The sequence below is a fragment of the Mediterraneibacter agrestimuris genome, from assembly GCF_943193195.1.
Classification (GTDB): domain Bacteria; phylum Bacillota; class Clostridia; order Lachnospirales; family Lachnospiraceae; genus Schaedlerella; species Schaedlerella agrestimuris.
The window spans coordinates 127,267-143,985 of record NZ_CALPDG010000002.1 but is presented as its reverse complement, the minus strand read 5'-3'; the positions used below and the strand labels follow the sequence as shown (position 1 = coordinate 143,985).

General features: G+C 39.9%; 18 protein-coding genes. All 18 read left to right on the top strand.

Translation table 11 applies throughout. From position 1 onward, the window contains the following. Position 1: 1 nt before the first annotated feature. The 18 genes from NFS18_RS01980 (at position 2) to NFS18_RS01895 (ending at position 16,713) form a co-directional block, all read left to right on the top strand. Complete coding sequence (locus NFS18_RS01980; RefSeq protein WP_251387144.1) at positions 2–781, top strand: SDR family NAD(P)-dependent oxidoreductase; 780 nt, start codon at positions 2–4, stop codon at positions 779–781. Next, complete coding sequence (locus NFS18_RS01975) at positions 782–1,360, top strand: hypothetical protein (protein WP_251387142.1); 579 nt, start codon at positions 782–784, stop codon at positions 1,358–1,360. A gap of 18 nt (positions 1,361–1,378) precedes the next feature. After that, positions 1,379–2,353, top strand: coding sequence for an RluA family pseudouridine synthase (locus NFS18_RS01970; RefSeq protein WP_251387140.1), 975 nt, complete (start codon positions 1,379–1,381; stop codon positions 2,351–2,353). A gap of 140 nt (positions 2,354–2,493) precedes the next feature. Then, a complete protein-coding gene (locus tag NFS18_RS01965; protein ID WP_251387139.1) occupies positions 2,494–3,048 on the top strand; it encodes a Holliday junction resolvase RecU in 555 nt (184 codons plus the stop codon). 71 nt (positions 3,049–3,119) lie between these two features. After that, positions 3,120–4,388: an ATP phosphoribosyltransferase regulatory subunit gene (hisZ, locus tag NFS18_RS01960; protein WP_251387137.1), complete on the top strand. Its 1,269-nt coding sequence runs from the start codon at positions 3,120–3,122 to the stop codon at positions 4,386–4,388. Beyond that, positions 4,385–5,041: an ATP phosphoribosyltransferase gene (gene hisG, locus NFS18_RS01955; protein WP_251387128.1), complete on the top strand. Its 657-nt coding sequence runs from the start codon at positions 4,385–4,387 to the stop codon at positions 5,039–5,041. The genes hisZ and hisG overlap by 4 nt, the downstream gene beginning before the upstream one ends. After that, positions 5,031–6,323, top strand: a complete 1,293-nt coding sequence (gene hisD, locus NFS18_RS01950; protein ID WP_251387126.1) for a histidinol dehydrogenase — start codon at positions 5,031–5,033, stop codon at positions 6,321–6,323. Before hisG ends, hisD begins: the two co-directional genes overlap by 11 nt. 21 nt (positions 6,324–6,344) lie before the next feature. Beyond that, a complete protein-coding gene (hisB, locus tag NFS18_RS01945) occupies positions 6,345–6,935 on the top strand; it encodes an imidazoleglycerol-phosphate dehydratase HisB (RefSeq protein ID WP_251387124.1) in 591 nt (196 codons plus the stop codon). 15 nt (positions 6,936–6,950) lie between these two features. Beyond that, positions 6,951–8,234 (top strand): bifunctional phosphoribosyl-AMP cyclohydrolase/phosphoribosyl-ATP diphosphatase HisIE, encoded by a 1,284-nt coding sequence (gene hisIE, locus NFS18_RS01940; RefSeq protein WP_251387122.1) that lies wholly within the window; start codon positions 6,951–6,953, stop codon positions 8,232–8,234. 128 nt (positions 8,235–8,362) lie between these two features. Next, complete coding sequence (locus NFS18_RS01935) at positions 8,363–8,674, top strand: hypothetical protein (RefSeq protein ID WP_251387120.1); 312 nt, start codon at positions 8,363–8,365, stop codon at positions 8,672–8,674. Positions 8,675–9,161: 487 nt separating this feature from the next. Then, positions 9,162–9,908: a biosynthetic peptidoglycan transglycosylase gene (locus NFS18_RS01930; protein ID WP_331477440.1), complete on the top strand. Its 747-nt coding sequence runs from the start codon at positions 9,162–9,164 to the stop codon at positions 9,906–9,908. A gap of 116 nt (positions 9,909–10,024) precedes the next feature. After that, on the top strand, positions 10,025–10,246 hold the full coding sequence (locus tag NFS18_RS01925) for a hypothetical protein (protein ID WP_251387119.1): 222 nt from the start codon (positions 10,025–10,027) through the stop codon (positions 10,244–10,246). 211 nt (positions 10,247–10,457) lie between these two features. Further along, the gene (locus tag NFS18_RS01920; protein ID WP_251387117.1) at positions 10,458–11,087 is read left to right on the top strand and encodes a hypothetical protein; all 630 of its coding nucleotides are present in this window, start codon (positions 10,458–10,460) and stop codon (positions 11,085–11,087) included. 124 nt (positions 11,088–11,211) lie between these two features. Beyond that, positions 11,212–11,631 carry a hypothetical protein gene (locus NFS18_RS01915; protein WP_251387115.1) on the top strand — a complete coding sequence of 140 codons (420 nt, stop codon included), beginning with the start codon at positions 11,212–11,214 and terminating at the stop codon, positions 11,629–11,631. Positions 11,632–11,651: 20 nt separating this feature from the next. Beyond that, positions 11,652–12,998 (top strand): M56 family metallopeptidase, encoded by a 1,347-nt coding sequence (locus NFS18_RS01910; RefSeq protein ID WP_251387113.1) that lies wholly within the window; start codon positions 11,652–11,654, stop codon positions 12,996–12,998. A 31-nt stretch (positions 12,999–13,029) separates the two neighbouring features. Continuing rightward, on the top strand, positions 13,030–13,398 hold the full coding sequence (locus NFS18_RS01905) for a BlaI/MecI/CopY family transcriptional regulator (protein WP_251387111.1): 369 nt from the start codon (positions 13,030–13,032) through the stop codon (positions 13,396–13,398). Between the two features lie 764 nt (positions 13,399–14,162). Further along, positions 14,163–16,022: a TIGR03960 family B12-binding radical SAM protein gene (locus NFS18_RS01900; RefSeq protein WP_251387109.1), complete on the top strand. Its 1,860-nt coding sequence runs from the start codon at positions 14,163–14,165 to the stop codon at positions 16,020–16,022. Then, positions 16,012–16,713: a TIGR03936 family radical SAM-associated protein gene (locus NFS18_RS01895; protein ID WP_251387107.1), complete on the top strand. Its 702-nt coding sequence runs from the start codon at positions 16,012–16,014 to the stop codon at positions 16,711–16,713. Before NFS18_RS01900 ends, NFS18_RS01895 begins: the two co-directional genes overlap by 11 nt. The last annotated feature ends 6 nt before the right edge of the window (positions 16,714–16,719 follow it).

Sequence of the window (16,719 nt, the reverse complement as noted above, 5' to 3'; positions counted from 1 at the left end):
AGTGAAAATTGCCATAGTAACAGGGGCTTCTTCAGGTATGGGAAGAGAGTTTGTAAAACAGATCGGATATTTTTACCGCACGCTGGATGAAATATGGGTCATAGCAAGAAGAGGGGAGCGGTTACAGGAATTGCAGTATGTGTCTATTGTCCCTCTCCGTATTTTTGAAGGAGACTTATTGAAACGGCCGGTAAATGCTGCTTTAAAAGAGGCACTTTCAAAGGAACAGCCAGATATCCGTATGCTGGTGAATGCTGCGGGTTTTGGAAAGTGTGGAAGTGTGGAAGAGATTCTCGGAGAAGATAAGAATATACAGCTCGAAATGATCGATCTGAATTGTATTGCTTTATCCCGTATGACATTTTATTGTATGCCTTTTATGTCAAAGGGAAGCAGAATCATCAATCTGGCTTCAGCTGCGGCTTTTTGCCCGCAGCCCTTATTTACAGTTTATGCAGCAACCAAGTCTTATGTATTGAGCTTTAGCAGGGCGCTGGGAGAAGAAGTGAGACAAAAGGGTATTGTTGTAACGGCTGTTTGTCCCGGACCTGTGGATACAGAGTTTTTTGATGTTTCCGGCAGAATTGAGAATGTCTGGAAGCAGATGGTTATGGCAAAGTCTCCGGACGTGGTACGAAAAGCACTGATCGACAGCCGCAGGGGTAAAGGAATGTCTGTATACGGAACTGCCATGAAAGGGGCAAGAATTGCCTCAAAATTCGTTCCTCATAGTCTGATTTTGAAACTGGAGACGATGGGCTGCAAAGGAGACAGACAATAAATGAAAAAATGTGAAAAGGGTACGCCGGGATATCTGGAGTATAAGCTGAAAGCCGAAATACTCCGTACAATTATATATTTTATGCTGGTTGCGGCAGTATATTTTCTGGGTTACAGCCAGACCGGTTCTAACAAGAATCTACTGACGGTCGCTGCGATTGTGGGCTGCCTTCCGGCATGTACGGCACTTGTTGGTGTGATCACACGTCTGCCACATCGTTCTGTTAAACCGGAACTTGCAGCAGAGGTGGAAGAAAAATGCCCTCATCTGTATCTGCTGTTTGAATTGGTTGTTACAAGCACTGAGAAAATCATGCCTATAGATGCAATTGTAATTTCAGGGGACAAGGTGTTTGGCTATACGTCTGATACAAAAGTGGATTTAGATTATGCCGCAAAACATATAAAAAATATATTGGTACAAAACCATTTTCAGAATGTGTCGGTAAAGCTGATGAATCAATATAAAGGTTTTCTTGCCAGGGCAGAAGGGCTGGAGAATATTGCAGCGGTAGAAAAAGAAGACAGAAAAGCCCATGAAATGAAAGTCGCAAACGTAATTATGAATATTTCATTATAACAGGATTGGACAGATACAATGCAGGAATTGAAAGTTACGGAAAATGAATCCGGTCAGCGTCTGGATAAATTTCTCGGAAAGTTTTTACGGGAAGCGCCGAAAGGCTTTCTCTATAAAATGCTTCGCAAGAAAAATATTGTGCTGAACGGGAAAAAAGCAACGGGTCAGGAAAAACTGAATATAGGCGACAGCATAAAGCTTTTTCTGTCAGATGAAACGATTGAGAAATTTTCCGAAAAAGCAGTACAGACTATTTCTGATGTGAAAATAGAAAAATTGGATATCATCTATGAGGATGATCATATTCTTCTTTTTAATAAACCTGTCGGAATGCTCTCACAGAAGGCAAAAGAAACAGATGTCTCCGCGGTAGAGTACCTGATCGGATATCTGCTTCATTCGGGACAGCTTTGTGAGGAAGAACTGCGGACCTTCCGTCCGTCCGTCTGCAACCGTCTGGACCGGAATACAAGCGGACTTTTAGCGGCAGGAAAAAGTCTTGCCGGTTTGCAGGAACTGAGCCGTCTTTTTAAGGAGAGAGCTCTGGCAAAATATTATCTCTGTCCGGTTGCGGGGAAAGTAGAAAAGGGAAAGCATATCTGCGGATTTTTACATAAAGACGAGAAGACAAATAAAGTGGAGATCCTAAGCAGAGAGGTTCCGGGAAGTACCGCCATTGAAACAGAATACCGACCCCTTGCTGTCGGGAAATCCGCGACACTTCTAAAGGTACATCTGATTACGGGAAAAACTCACCAAATTCGTGCTCATCTGGCAAGCATCGGGCATCCGATACTTGGGGATTACAAGTATGGCAATCGTGCGGTAAATGATGTTTATCAACAACAATACGGGCTGAACTATCAGCTTTTGCATGCATATTGTCTGGAAATGCCGAAGCTTAGCGGTTCACTCGGAACTGTATCGGAAAAAATATTTTTTGCGGAACCACCGGAAATGTTTAAACGGATTTGTAAGGAAGAAGGATTGTAACTGTTCAATGTTGAAATGCACAAATTCTGTTACTGTGCACAGCAGCAAGCTGTGAACAATAACGAAGGGGTGAAGTTCATTTTATACAGAAATAGTCTGTTATATGATAGAATAAATATATAATATATGAGGATCTGAAAATGGCAACATGGAGTTCAAGAGGGTTACGAGGTTCCACGCTGGAGGAATTTATCAATCATACAAATGACCGATATGATGAATTGGGGCTTGCTCTGATCCAGAAAATTCCCACACCGATTACGCCAGTGAAAATTGATAAAGAAAGACGGCATATTACGCTGGCATATTTTGACAAAATAAGCACCGTGGATTACATCGGAACAGTACAGGGGATTCCTGTCTGCTTTGATGCAAAAGAATGCAGCGCAGATACGTTTCCGCTGCAAAATATCCATGAACATCAGATGACATTCATGGAAAAATTTGAAAAACAGGGTGGGATTTCTTTTTTGATTCTTTACTACAGCGCCAGAAATACACTTTATTATATGAGGTTTCAGGAAATTAAAGCCTTTTGGGAGAGGGCACGCCAGGGTGGGCGGAAGAGCTTCCGTATAGAAGAGTTGGCAGAGGCATACTTTATGCCTTTCAAAAACAATTGTTATGTCCCTTATCTGGACTACATACAAAAGGATTTGGATGATAGAGAAAAGTCATTAATACTTCCTTCTTGACAATGCCGTAAAAACTTCGTATAATTGTGTATGATTTAGCGATTTACTACGATAAAGTGAAGGTGTTTTTTATGGAACAGAAATTACATACTCCCGAAGGGGTCCGGGATATCTATAATACAGAATGCAGAAAGAAGCTGACGGTGCAGGAAAAGCTCCATAATACGTTACATTTATACGGATATCAGGATATCCAGACACCGACATTTGAATATTTTGATGTGTTCCGCGAAGAGATTGGAACAATTTCTTCGCGGGAACTGTATAAGTTTTTTGACAGAGAGGGCAATACACTTTCTCTGCGCCCTGATATTACGCCGTCTATCGCGAGAGCAGCAGCAACCTTATTTGAAGATGAAGATTTTCCGGTTCGTTTGTGTTACATCGGGAATACCTTTATCAATCATTTCAGTTATCAAGGAAGACTAAAGGAAAATACCCAGCTTGGCGCTGAACTGATCGGTGAGGACTCTATTGAAGCTGATGCAGAGATGATCGCCATGCTTGTAGACGGATTGAAAAAGGTCGGACTGAAGGAATTTCAAGTAAATATCGGTCATGTAGATTTTATCCGTACACTGTTATGTGAGAGTGGTCTTAACGATGAACGGATTACAGAGGTTTATTCTTTGATCGGTAACCGGAATTATTTTGGTGTAGAAGAGGTGCTGGACAGTGAGCGGGTCAGTGAATCTGTGAAAGAGGCATTTCGTGTACTGCCGGAATTGATTGGCGGTGCAGAAGTCTTAAAAAAGGCGGCATTGACCGTATCCGCAAGGGAAGCTCTGGCGGCTATTGACCGTCTGCAGAAGATTTATGTACTGCTTAAGCATTACGGTGTTGAGGAACATGTCACCTTTGATATGAGCATGTGCGGCAGCTATGGGTATTATTCGGGAATTATTTTCCGTGCTTATACATATGGAACCGGAGATGCCATAGTCCGCGGCGGACGTTATGACCACTTACTGGAGAAGTTCGGGAAAAGTATTCCGTCTATTGGTTTTGCGATTATTGTGGATGAGCTGATGAGCGCCTTAAGCCGTCAGAAAATCGCTGTTGACGCAGGACATCGGGATCTTATTGTGTATACAGAGGATATACAGCAATGGGCTTTTACACTGGCAAAAGACTACCGTTCAAATGGAACATGTATTGTGTTAAAAAAGTGTAGGGCAGAGGAAAGCTTATCCTGTTATGAGGACTACGGAAAACGGATTCAGGCAGACAATCTTTTGTTTTTGAAAGAAGATCATGACATTGAAGTCATAAATCTGAAAAGTGGAGAGAAACATCTGCTTCATGCCGAGGAAAAGAAGCCGGAGGGGGAGACGGTATGAGATATTTGACATTTGCACTTACCAAAGGCCGCCTGGCAAACAAAACACTGGAAAGGCTGGAGCGTCTTGGAATTACCTGTGAGGAAATGAAAGATAAAAAATCCAGAAAGCTGATTTTTGTCAATGAAGAACTGAAACTGAAATTCTTTCTTGCAAAAGGACCTGACGTGCCGACTTATGTAGAGTATGGTGCGGCAGATATCGGTGTTGCTGGAAAAGATACGATTGTTGAAGAAGGACGTAAAGTTCATGAAGTTCTGGATCTTGGCTTTGGAAAATGCCGGATGTGCGTCTGCGGTTATGAAGATGAAGCAGAGCTTTTAAAGCATCGTGAATTGATTCGTGTTGCAACAAAATATCCAAACATTGCAAAAGACTATTTTTATAATAAGAAGCATCAGACTGTGGAAATCATCAAAATGAACGGTTCTATTGAGCTTGCGCCGATCGTAGGGCTTTCGGAAGTGATTGTAGACATTGTTGAAACGGGATCTACATTAAAAGAAAACGGACTGATGGTACTAGAAGAAGTATGTCCTCTGTCTGCACGGATGATTGTCAACCCTGTCAGTATGCGGATGGAAAATGACAGGATCAAAGAACTGATTCACAATTTGCGGAATCTGTTACAGGAGGATAACCATGCGGATTGAAAAGCTGAATGAGACGACAAAAAAAAATCTGCTGGAGGATTTGCTGAAACGCAGTCCTAACAGCTATGAGCAATATGAAAAAAGTGTGAGGAAGATTTTGGATACAGTCAAAGAACAGAAAGACAAGGCACTCTTTGACTATACAGCCCGGTTTGACGGAGCGCAGATAAGTGCTTCTACCATTCAGGTTACGGAGGAAGAAATCAAAGAAGCCTATGAAATGATAGATGAGAATTTGCTTTGTATTGTGCGTAAAGCTTTGAAAAACATTGAATCTTATCATGCCAAACAAATGCAGTACAGTTGGTTTGACAGTAAGCCGGATGGTACAATGCTGGGGCAAAAGGTGACGGCTCTTCAGAGAGTCGGTGTTTATGTACCAGGAGGGAAAGCAGTATATCCATCTTCTGTGCTGATGAATATTATGCCTGCCAAAGTTGCCGGTGTAGAGGAAATCATCATGGTAACCCCGCCGGGAAAAGATGGAAAAGTCAATCCGACAACACTGGTTGCAGCAAAAGAAGCAGGTGCCGATAAAGTTTATAAGGTTGGAGGCGCCCAGGCAATCGCAGCTCTTGCCTACGGAACAGAGAGTATTCCAAAGGTGGACAAGATCGTAGGACCAGGCAATATCTATGTAGCACTGGCAAAAAAAGCTGTTTACGGTCATGTGAGTATTGATTCCATTGCCGGTCCAAGTGAAATTCTTGTGCTTGCTGACGAAACTGCAAATCCCCGTTATGTGGCAGCCGATTTATTGTCACAGGCAGAGCATGATGAACTGGCATCAGCCATACTTGTAACGACAAGTATGGAACTGGCAGAAAAAGTGTCAAAAGAGACAGACATATTTACCGCTGAATTGTCCCGTGGGGAGATTATGCGGAAATCATTGGACAATTACGGACATATTCTTGTTGCAGATACCTTGGAAGATGCCATTGGCGCAGCAAATGAGATAGCCTCTGAGCATTTGGAAATCATGACGAGAGATCCGCATCAGGTAATGACAAAAATACGCAATGCGGGAGCGATTTTTATAGGAGAATACAGCAGTGAACCACTGGGAGATTATTTTGCGGGACCGAACCATGTCTTACCAACTAATGGAACCGCGAAATTCTTTTCGCCCTTATCGGTGGATGATTTCTTAAAGAAATCCAGCATTATTTCTTATTCAAGAGAGGCTTTGGAAGCAATTCATACAGATATTGAACAGTTTGCAGAGGCGGAACAGTTGACGGCTCATGCAAACTCAATAAAAGTCCGTTTTGAGGAATAAAGGAAAGAGGGAGAAAGACCGATGGAAAACCGAATCGGAAGTTGTACACGAAAGACAAAAGAGACCGACATTACATTAAGTATCAATCTGGACGGAAGCGGGAGGAATCAGATTGATACTGGAATACCGTTTTTTGATCATATGCTGGATGGCTTTGCACGGCATGGACTCTTTGATCTGAATGTTAAGGCAAAAGGCGATCTGGATGTAGACTGTCATCATACCATAGAAGATACAGGAATTGTATTGGGAGAGGCAGTTGCAAAGGCACTGGGAAATAAGGCGGGAATTAAACGCTATGGCAGTTTCCTCCTTCCTATGGATGAAGTACTTGCATTGTGTGCCATAGACTTATCGGGACGTCCATATTTGAAATATGATGCAGAATTTACAGTACCATATCTTGGTGCAATGGATACGGAAATGATACAAGAATTCTTTTATGCCGTATCATACAGTGCAGCTATGAATCTGCATCTGAAAATCATGGATCAGGGTAATAACCACCACATGGCGGAGGCACTGTTTAAAGCATTTGGCAAGGCGCTTGATATGGCAACGCAGGAAGAACCACGTATAAAAGAAGTTTGGTCTACAAAGGGCAGCTTGTAAAAGGAGTGTAAAAAAATGAGTTATAAAAGATTAACACCATGTATTTTGATTAATGCCGGGAAAGCAGTTCAATGGTTCGATGACCGCACGGTGATTTCAGAAGATGTGGTGTCCCTTGCAAAGCACTATAGCGAGCAGGGAGCAGATGAATTGATTGTTTTCGATTTGTCCAATTCTGAAGAAGAACACGAAGAAGCAATTAATCTGATGCGGAAAATAAACCGTGTAATCAGCATTCCGATGGTAGCAGGCGGGAATATCCGCCGCCTGGAGGATGTAAAAAAATATCTGTATGCAGGGGCAAAAAGGGCTATACTGAATTTTTCCAAGGCAGTGTCGCAGGATATGCTGGAAGATGTGTCAAAGCGGTTTGGAAAAGGGAAAATTGCTGTATCACTGAATGATTTTGACGGACTTTTTAAACGGCAGCATCAGATTTCAGAGTATTCTTCCGAGGTAATTTTCATGCATCGGCTGGATTTGAATTCGGTATTGAATGTGACGGATATTCCGTGTGTGGTTCTGACTGATACCATGGAACAGGCGGAGATATTGAAAATTCTGAAATCTGACGGTGTCAAAGGTGTGTCCGGGCTTTTGGTAAGTCAACTGGATATGGATTTTAACGCATTTAAACAAATTTGTACAGATGAGGGCATTAAGATGACCTCTTTTGAAAGTATGATGGAATTCTCTGAATTCAAGCTGAATCCAGACGGACTGCTTCCGGTTGTGGTACAGGATTACAAGACAAATGAAGTACTAATGATGGCATACATGAATGAAGATGCCTTCAATCATACGGTGAAATCTGGAAGGATGACGTATTTCAGCAGAAGTCGTCAGGAACGCTGGATCAAGGGAGAAACCTCAGGGCATTTTCAGTATGTTAAGTCGTTGACTGCGGACTGTGATAAGGACACATTGCTTGCGAAGGTGGAACAAATTGGTGCTGCTTGTCATACGGGCAATCGAACCTGTTTTTACCAGCCGATTGCGGGGACGGATTATGATTCTAAGAATCCACTTCAGGTATTCGAGAGTGTGTATGATACTATTGCGGACAGAAAGGAACATCCGAAGGATGGCTCTTATACAAATTACCTTTTTGAAAAGGGAATTGACAAAATTTTAAAAAAAGTCGGTGAAGAGGCAACGGAAATTGTCATTGCAGCAAAGAATCCAAGTGCCGAAGAAATTAAGTATGAGATTTCAGATTTTCTTTATCATGTAATGGTACTGATGGTAGAGCGGGGCGTAACATGGGAAGATATTACAAAAGAGATGGCAGACCGATAAAAAGAAAATGAAAGTTCTTTAGACAGACAAAGGGGCATAAAATGTGGTAGACAGACCATGCTTTATGCCCCTTATTACATACAGATCATATAAAAAGGGGTTCTTTTTGGAAAGGGGGACTATTTATTATGAATGATTCTGAAGAAAGAAGACGGGAACTTTTAAGGCAGACACGAAGACTTTATGATGACAGCTGGATTCCGGCGGTACATCCGCGGTATGGGAATCTGTACCGGGAATTATACAAAGGAGCAGAAGAAGAGCCGGAAGGGGGGAGCTTTGTATTCCGTCTGGCACTCGGGATTCTGTTGTTCGTCTGTTATGTGTGGATGGATTATTCACAGGTCCCGGTGATGAATGTAAACAGCGACCAGATTGTCACACAGATAGAAAAACAGATGGATGTGGAAGAACTACAGGAGGTATGGAAAAATCTGTAGTCCGTTTAACATATCTTTCAAAAGAGTAAGATAAGTGTTAGACTGCTGCAAGGGATTTTTACAGTTAGTATGATAGAATGTAACTATTCAGTCCTTCGGCTTCATAGTCACAAAATCCGCCCTATTTTAGGTTCACCTGCGGTGAAAGGGCAGATTCTATTCTCAGTCATGCGTTTTTACGGACTTTGCAGCAATTGCAAAGTCCTGCGCTGAACTGTTGCGATAGAATTCTACGTGTACGTTAAATCTGTAAAAAGTGGGGAATACATTATGTCTGGAAGAGGTAAAATGTTTTATGCAGTCATTACTATAGCAGTGGGGATTACAGGGGTTATCTGTTTTACATTAGCAGCTTTTATTTATTTGTTTATTAGTATTTTCTCGTGGATTTCACTTGTCTTCAGAAAGAATTAAGGAAAAGATAAGTGATAGAAGTGTTCAGATGTGGTAAACTATAAATATACATATTACTTAAGAGGAAATGAATATGAAATGGATAAAGCGCCTGCTTACAGTGCTTCTCATCTGTCTGGCGGTGCTGATAGTTCCGATTGGTATAATCGCCTATAAGGGATATCAGAGATATGAAGCTGTCATGACAGATGAGCCGCTGGAGATAAAAATTAATGAAATACAATCAAATCCTGACTACACGACTTTAGATAAGCTGCCAAAAATTTATCTGGATGCGGTAGTTGCTGTGGAAGATAAACGTTTTTATTCCCATCCGGGAATTGACGCGATTTCTCTGGTAAGAGCGGTACGAAATAATATCCGTGCCAGAGCGCTGATCGAGGGAGGCAGTACGATTACCCAGCAGCTTGCTAAGAATCTGTATTTTGAAGATGACAATGATATTGTGCGGAAAGCTGCTGAGGCAATGCTGACATTAGTGTTGGAAAAACGGTATACAAAGGATGAGATTTTAGAACTCTATGTAAATTGTATTTACTTTGGGGAATCTTATTATTGTATTTATGATGCCAGTATGGGATATTTCGGGAAGGTTCCTGCTGAAATGTCCGATTACGAAAGTACGATGCTGGCAGGTACCCCCAATGCACCATCTGCTTATGCACCGACGGTTAGTATGGAACTTGCAGTAAAACGGCAGGAGAAAGTACTGGAAAGTATGGTAAGGGAAGGATATCTGACACAGGAGGAAGCGGATACCATTACAGAAAATGCAGACGATATTATAAAGGTGGAAGCCTTCTGGCTTCATAGTCACTGAATCCGCCCTATTTTAAGTTCACCTGTTTTTCAAAAGCATGTGATGCACAGGATATTTTTCGGTCGCTTTATAAAGAATATAGATTCATAGATTTTTTGGAAAACATGGCTTCGGAAATGGGTCATGTTTTTCGTTATCTAAGCGCTTTAAAACTTTATGGAAAGGCTTATGTACCTTGTCCGGATGGTTCTGTCATTTATGAAGGCAGCTATGGGGGGATATGGGATGTTTGGCATGATGATATTTATGAACTGGTGGCAGAATGGAACAGGACCTACATTTCAGAAGATAACATAAAGAAACTGGTAAAAGAGTCTTACCTTGGGGGTAGTGATTAGAGTAACCTCCGTCTTCTTCTGGTGTAAAAACAGCAGGACAAGCATATTTAGCTAACATCTATTGACATATATTCGACAATGTAGTATTCTTAGACTAAAGCTATATAGTCCTAATAATAAAAACAAATTGTGAATTGGAAGGTGGGAGGGATATTAGATATTCAAGTTTTTTAATATTAAGATTATAAAACTATTTAGGAGGATTCAATATATGAAAAACAAAATCAAAAAAATTTTATGTATTGTTTTGGGGGGCGCTTTGGTATTTGGGAGTTCAACTATGTCAATGGCAGCATCAACAACTCAGGATGTAGAAAGCAATTCTATTGACAGTAGTTCATTTTCTAGGGCTAAATCGGAAATGTCATCAGAGCAGGCAGAACATTATGAAAAAGTTATGTCAGGGCAAGATATGGAACTCCCTACAGAAATCGGCGAATCAAAAATAGTAAGCCAAGATGAAAATGGAACAATGACTGTCACTCTTGTTGAAGCCAATGATAGTGATAATAATTTGTCAAGAGCTGCGACTACTTCCAGCAGAACTTTTGTATATAATTATACATCTTTAGGTGTTACTAGAGAGGCTTTTAGAGTTGCTCTTGTGTGCAGTTGGAATCGTAATGGAAAGAATAGCTATATTACCAATTTAAAAGGTACATATACCGTTAAAGATTCTTCTTTTAGCTGTTCATGGGATAAGGACTCTTATTCATCTCAGGCTTATCATGCATTATACTTAAATGTATACCATGGAGGATCTAGTACATATTATATTTTTAGTGCAACAGTAGTTCCTACAGATTCACCATACATTTCTTTTGCGGGTACAGCCTATTAAAAAGAGCTTGCAGATTAGTCAGTAGTCTTATATAATTGTAGTATGAACTGTGATGTTTTTAACAAAACATTGCAGTTTTACTATAACTATATGTTTTAATATATGAGAGAAAAATGGAGAAAAAATGGAGAAAAAATACAGAAAAAGAGTCTATTTATGTATTAGTCTATTTGTTATTTTCGTTTTGGCAGGATTTATAGCAAATAATCTTATATTTGCAGATGATGATATCGAATATGAAAGTTTTAATACAGAACATGAAACTGATATGAATAAAAAGGAAGATTACCAAAAAGCTGATTTAGAAAGGATGTTACAGGATACTATCCAAGAGATGGCTGAAGGAAACGCTCCTTTGGTCAGCATACATAATTATGATTTAACAGATCATTCAGAAACTACTGTGAATGTAACATTACATACAGAGCCGTATAATGAAATTTCAGAAGAATCACGAATAGCAATCGTAAATCTGATAATAGGAAGTTTCAATGGAATCTTGAAAGATAATATTTCTATAGATATTGAATACACTGAAGGATAAAACAGATTGGGAAGAGGCTTATGAGAAATAGCGTATTGTTTATGATGTCTTTATCGGGTTCTGCTGTTTATATCCTTTATATATTAATATGCCCGATTGCAAAAAGATTTTTTACTGTAAAATGGCGGTATAATATTTTAAAGCTGGCCTTACTATTTTTCTTGTTTCCGTTCCCTTGCTTTAAATATAAAATCAAGGAATATATCACTGCTATCCCTTTGTTGGAGCTTACGTCAGATCTTTCTACAAAAAGATATTATTTTTCTAATTTGATTATACATTTAGGAAACGATATCTATGTATCTCATAATATTAAAAAAAGAATTGTTTATCTTATTTTTGCAGGATGTGTTGCTGCTGTTATTTTGTGCATACAGTTCTATCAATACTTTAAACTTAGAAAGGTTCTGAATCGGTTAAGCGCTGATAATAATGTTGAAACTCCAGAATATATTTTAGGGTATATTGATAATCTGAGAGCAGTTTTAAACTTACACACGAAAATATCACTTATATTTTCACCGTACATAGAAGTTCCAAGTGTGATTGGATTAGCCAGACCTGTCATTTATATACCTGAACCTTATCTTGACAGATTTTCTCCGGAAAGTATTAAAATTATTATTATGCATGAAATGATTCATGTAAAGAATAGGGATTTGCTTATTAAATTTCTTGCTCTTTTTGCGATTGCATTAAATTGGTTTAATCCATTGTGTTACTTTTTATTCTATGAAATTTGCAATATTAGTGAGATTTACTGTGATGAAACGGTGATACGTAACAAAGAAAAAGATTTCATAAGTAGTTATGGAAATCTGCTTATTAATATATCTGAAGAAGGTTCAATAATGAAAAACAGATTTGTATCAGGAATAATTGATAATGGAGGACGTATTTTGAAAAAGCGAATTTTGGAAATGAAGGCAAAAAGAAAAAGAACTTTGAAAAAAATATCTGTTTTCGTTGGAATACTTATCTGTACATTGGGTACATCAACAGTTTTTGCCTATGATAACGCCCCGAGAATGGAAATACATGGAGAAGGATCGTTAGAAGATTTACAACTAAATGCCTCCGAGTGGTCAGACTTTAATCCAGGAGAGACTTTTGAAGTACTGGAAGATGCACCTTTTGATACATTTTTTACAGATGAGAACGGAAATATTTTCGAAATAGATGATGGCATCTCAAATGATAAAGCTTATTGTACCCACAAGTATGTTTCCGGAACACAATCCTATCATACGACTATTGGAAAAGGATGTAGAATGGATGTTTACAGCGCAGGAAGATGTACTTTATGCGGAAATGTTATCCTAAAAGAACAGTTACATACAACAACATATAAAATTTGTCCACATTAATAGAAAAAAATAATAAGGGGAGGTACATTAGATGAAGAAAAAATATGATTTAACCAATACGGAAATGGAAATCATGGATTTTTTATGGATTCAGGAAAAGGATGTGTCATTTAAGGAAATACTGACTTATGCGAATGAAAAACTTCATAAGGATTGGAAAAGACAGACATTGAGTACTTATTTAAAAAATCTTCAGATGGCTGGTCTTGTAAAAGCGATAGACAGTAAAAAAAATTATAGTTATTATGCAGCATGCACGAAAGAAGAGCATATACATAAATGGACAAAAGATTTGGTAAAAAAATCCTATGGTAATTCGATTGAAAGATTTATGGTTGCATTTTCTGGGGGAAAGAAACTTGATAAGGAAGTTGCAGATCAGTTACGCAAGCTTTTGTAAGAGCGGAAATTTTATGATACAATTCTTAAAGTAAATCTTAAATTGCAGTATACTGTCTCTAGAGATATTAGGGGATGTGTGCAATCAATGAAGAATATCAATGAACAGATAAAGACAGGGCAATTTAAGAAAGTATATCTTCATAACTTCTCGGAATCTCAATGAATGAGATTCTACCTGAAAATTGACAACTGAATATCGTGCAGTAAAATATCATTATTAGGCAGAGAATCCCTTTGGACAGTGATATGTATGCGCTGGACAGAGGGATTTTTTGTGTTCGATTTTAACTGATAACTCAGATCATACAAAAGGGAAGTTGTGCCGGCAGCTTCTTTTTTGTATGGTCTGGGCAAGGTGTCCGGCCAATGAAGTGATGGCAGCGATATATCCAGCCCCTCGCCGAAGGCGGCTTAAAATGGGCTGGATTGGATACTGTTCCTGGAGCACCCGTAGGGTGTGAATAGTAGGCTTTGTATTTGACATTCAGATATCTGAGAAAGATTTTCTTGAACTCCTTCCGCAAAAAGTATATAATACAGTGGGTTAACGTGCTATTTCATATCAAACAATATCATATTCTCATATAGGGTATTAAATGATAGGAAAAGCAGGACAGAATTTTTAAGAATTTGATAATAAAATAAGTGATTTATAGTATCAAATCATGTTATGCAGTGCTATGTATTTTATGCAAGACCATGAAAATGATGTATAAATAATTATGCATAGTGCTGCACAGTAGAAAAAATAAAAGGAGAAACATGAGAAAACTAGCTTTAAATGATGAAATATTACTAAAAATTGAGAAACCTGCCCGTTACATCGGGAATGAGGTCAATAGTGTAATGAAAGACCTTGAAAAAGTAGATGTGCGGTTCGCTATGTGCTTCCCGGACGTTTATGAGATTGGTATGTCCCATCTTGGCATTCAGATTCTGTATGCGTTGTTTAACAAGCGTGAGGATGTATGGTGCGAGCGCGTCTACTCCCCGTGGCTGGATCTGGACAAGGTGATGAGAGAGCAGAGCATTCCGCTATTCGCACTGGAATCTCAGGATCCAATCAAAGAGTTTGATTTTCTTGGGATTACGATCCAGTATGAAATGTGTTATACGAACATTCTTCAAGTATTGGAACTGAGTCAGATTCCGGTTCATGCGGCGGATCGGACTGAGGAACATCCAATCGTTATCGGAGGGGGACCGTGTACTTATAATCCTGAACCTCTGGCGGATTTCTTCGACTTATTTTATATCGGTGAAGGTGAAACTGTTTATAATGAACTGCTGGATACATATAAGCAATGTAAAGCAGAAGGAAAGACCCGTCTGGAATTTTTGGAGGCTGCCGCAGACATTGAAGGAATCTATGTGCCTCAGTTTTATGAAGCTTCTTATAATGCAGACGGTACATTACAGACATTTTCTGTAATCAACAACCATGCGCCGGAGAAGATCAAGAAGCAGGTTGTGATGGATGTAACAGAGTCTGTCTATCCGTCTGCGCCTGTCGTGCCGTATATCAAGGCAACTCAAGACCGGGTGGTACTGGAAATTCAGAGAGGATGTATCCGCGGATGCCGGTTCTGCCAGGCGGGAATGATCTACCGCCCTACAAGGGAACGGGATATTGAGAAGTTAAAAAGTTATGCAAGAGAAATGATAAAAAATACCGGACATGAAGAAATTTCTTTAAGTTCTCTTAGTTCCAGTGATTACTCTCAACTGGAAGAGTTAGTGACCTTTTTGATTGAAGAATATCAGGGACAAGGAATCAATATCTCTCTGCCGTCTCTTAGAATTGACGCTTTTTCGCTGGATGTAATGAGCAAGGTACAGGATATCCGAAAAAGCAGCCTGACATTTGCGCCGGAAGCGGGATCACAGAGAATGAGAAATGTGATCAATAAAGGATTGACTGAAGAGGATATTATAAATGGTGCGGGACAGGCTTTCGAGGGCGGCTGGTCCAAGGTGAAATTATACTTTATGCTTGGACTTCCTACGGAAACGGAGGAAGATATGAAGGAAATTGCCCGTTTGTCAGATCGTGTTGCACGCAGATATTATGAGATTCCAAAGGAGCAGCGAAACGGAAAATGCCAGATTACCGCAAGTTCCTCCTTCTTTGTGCCGAAACCATTTACACCGTTCCAATGGGCGCCTATGTGCACCAGTGAAGAATATGTACACAGGGCTTCTGTTGTGAAGCATGAATTTCAACAACAGCTCAATCGCAAGAGCCTCAAGTATAACTGGCACGAAGCGGATGTGACAGTGCTGGAAGGCGTATTTGCACGGGGAGACAGACGGACCGCAGCTGTGATCGAGGAAGCCTATCGTCTGGGATGTCTTTATGACTCATGGACAGAAAGCTTTAACAATGATCTGTGGATGAAAGCATTTGAGAATACAGGTACAGATATTGAATTTTATACTCTAAGAGAGCGGGATACAAAAGAACTGCTTCCGTGGGATTTCATCGAAATCGGCGTCAGCAAAGCATTTTTAAAGAAAGAATGGGAACGTGCAAAAGAAGGAATCATTACGCCGAACTGCAGGGAGAATTGTTCTGGCTGCGGCGCTGCAAAATTTGGAGGAGGTGTCTGTTATGAAGGTTAGAATTAAATTCCGTAAATACGGTGTTCTCAAGTTTATCGGACATCTGGACGTAATGCGTTTTTTTCAGAAGGCAATGCGAAGGGCGGAGATTCCGATCGCATTTACAGGAGGATACAGTCCGCATATGATCATGTCATTTGCAAGTCCTCTTGGAATCGGACTGACAAGTGACGGCGAATATGTAGATATTGAACTGGGAGAACCAGTTTCAAGCGCCGAGGCAGTAAAACGAATGAATGCCGTTATGACCGAGGGAATGGAAATCGTAAGTTTCCGTCAGATTTCTGAGGAAAAGAAGGCAACAGGGATGGCAATCGTTGCGGCGGCTGATTATCTTGTAAGGGTAAGGAAGGGCTGCCTTCCCGCTAACTGGAAAAATCTTTTCACAGCATTTTATGAACAGCCGGAAATCCGAATTATAAAACAGACGAAGCGCAGTCAGCAGGAAGTAGATATTCGTCCGATGATTTATGAAGCGGAAATCCGCGAAAATGAGTTGTTCTTAAAGCTGGCATCAGGAAGTGTGCAGAATTTAAAACCAGATCTGGTGATGGAAGCATTTCTGAAGTATGCCGGAATTGAAGAAGAGCCAGTCTTTTCATATCACCGTCTGGAGATGTATGCAAATACAGGAACCGAAAAAGAACAGACGCTTGTGACGCTGGAATCATTGGGCAATGAAATTATATAAAATATA

Excerpts from the sequence above, each read along its gene's own strand:
- NFS18_RS01975 (WP_251387142.1), top strand. The coding sequence starts at position 782 with ATGAAAAAATGTGAAAAGGGTACGCCGGGATATCTGGAGTATAAGCTG.
- NFS18_RS01970 (WP_251387140.1), top strand. The coding sequence starts at position 1,379 with ATGCAGGAATTGAAAGTTACGGAAAATGAATCCGGTCAGCGTCTGGAT.
- NFS18_RS01965 (WP_251387139.1), top strand. The coding sequence starts at position 2,494 with ATGGCAACATGGAGTTCAAGAGGGTTACGAGGTTCCACGCTGGAGGAA.
- hisZ (WP_251387137.1), top strand. The coding sequence starts at position 3,120 with ATGGAACAGAAATTACATACTCCCGAAGGGGTCCGGGATATCTATAAT.
- hisG (WP_251387128.1), top strand. The coding sequence starts at position 4,385 with ATGAGATATTTGACATTTGCACTTACCAAAGGCCGCCTGGCAAACAAA.
- hisD (WP_251387126.1), top strand. The coding sequence starts at position 5,031 with ATGCGGATTGAAAAGCTGAATGAGACGACAAAAAAAAATCTGCTGGAG.
- hisB (WP_251387124.1), top strand. The coding sequence starts at position 6,345 with ATGGAAAACCGAATCGGAAGTTGTACACGAAAGACAAAAGAGACCGAC.
- hisIE (WP_251387122.1), top strand. The coding sequence starts at position 6,951 with ATGAGTTATAAAAGATTAACACCATGTATTTTGATTAATGCCGGGAAA.
- NFS18_RS01935 (WP_251387120.1), top strand. The coding sequence starts at position 8,363 with ATGAATGATTCTGAAGAAAGAAGACGGGAACTTTTAAGGCAGACACGA.
- NFS18_RS01930 (WP_331477440.1), top strand. The coding sequence starts at position 9,162 with ATGAAATGGATAAAGCGCCTGCTTACAGTGCTTCTCATCTGTCTGGCG.
- NFS18_RS01925 (WP_251387119.1), top strand. The coding sequence starts at position 10,025 with ATGGGTCATGTTTTTCGTTATCTAAGCGCTTTAAAACTTTATGGAAAG.
- NFS18_RS01920 (WP_251387117.1), top strand. The coding sequence starts at position 10,458 with ATGAAAAACAAAATCAAAAAAATTTTATGTATTGTTTTGGGGGGCGCT.
- NFS18_RS01915 (WP_251387115.1), top strand. The coding sequence starts at position 11,212 with ATGGAGAAAAAATACAGAAAAAGAGTCTATTTATGTATTAGTCTATTT.
- NFS18_RS01910 (WP_251387113.1), top strand. The coding sequence starts at position 11,652 with ATGAGAAATAGCGTATTGTTTATGATGTCTTTATCGGGTTCTGCTGTT.
- NFS18_RS01905 (WP_251387111.1), top strand. The coding sequence starts at position 13,030 with ATGAAGAAAAAATATGATTTAACCAATACGGAAATGGAAATCATGGAT.
- NFS18_RS01900 (WP_251387109.1), top strand. The coding sequence starts at position 14,163 with ATGAGAAAACTAGCTTTAAATGATGAAATATTACTAAAAATTGAGAAA.
- NFS18_RS01895 (WP_251387107.1), top strand. The coding sequence starts at position 16,012 with ATGAAGGTTAGAATTAAATTCCGTAAATACGGTGTTCTCAAGTTTATC.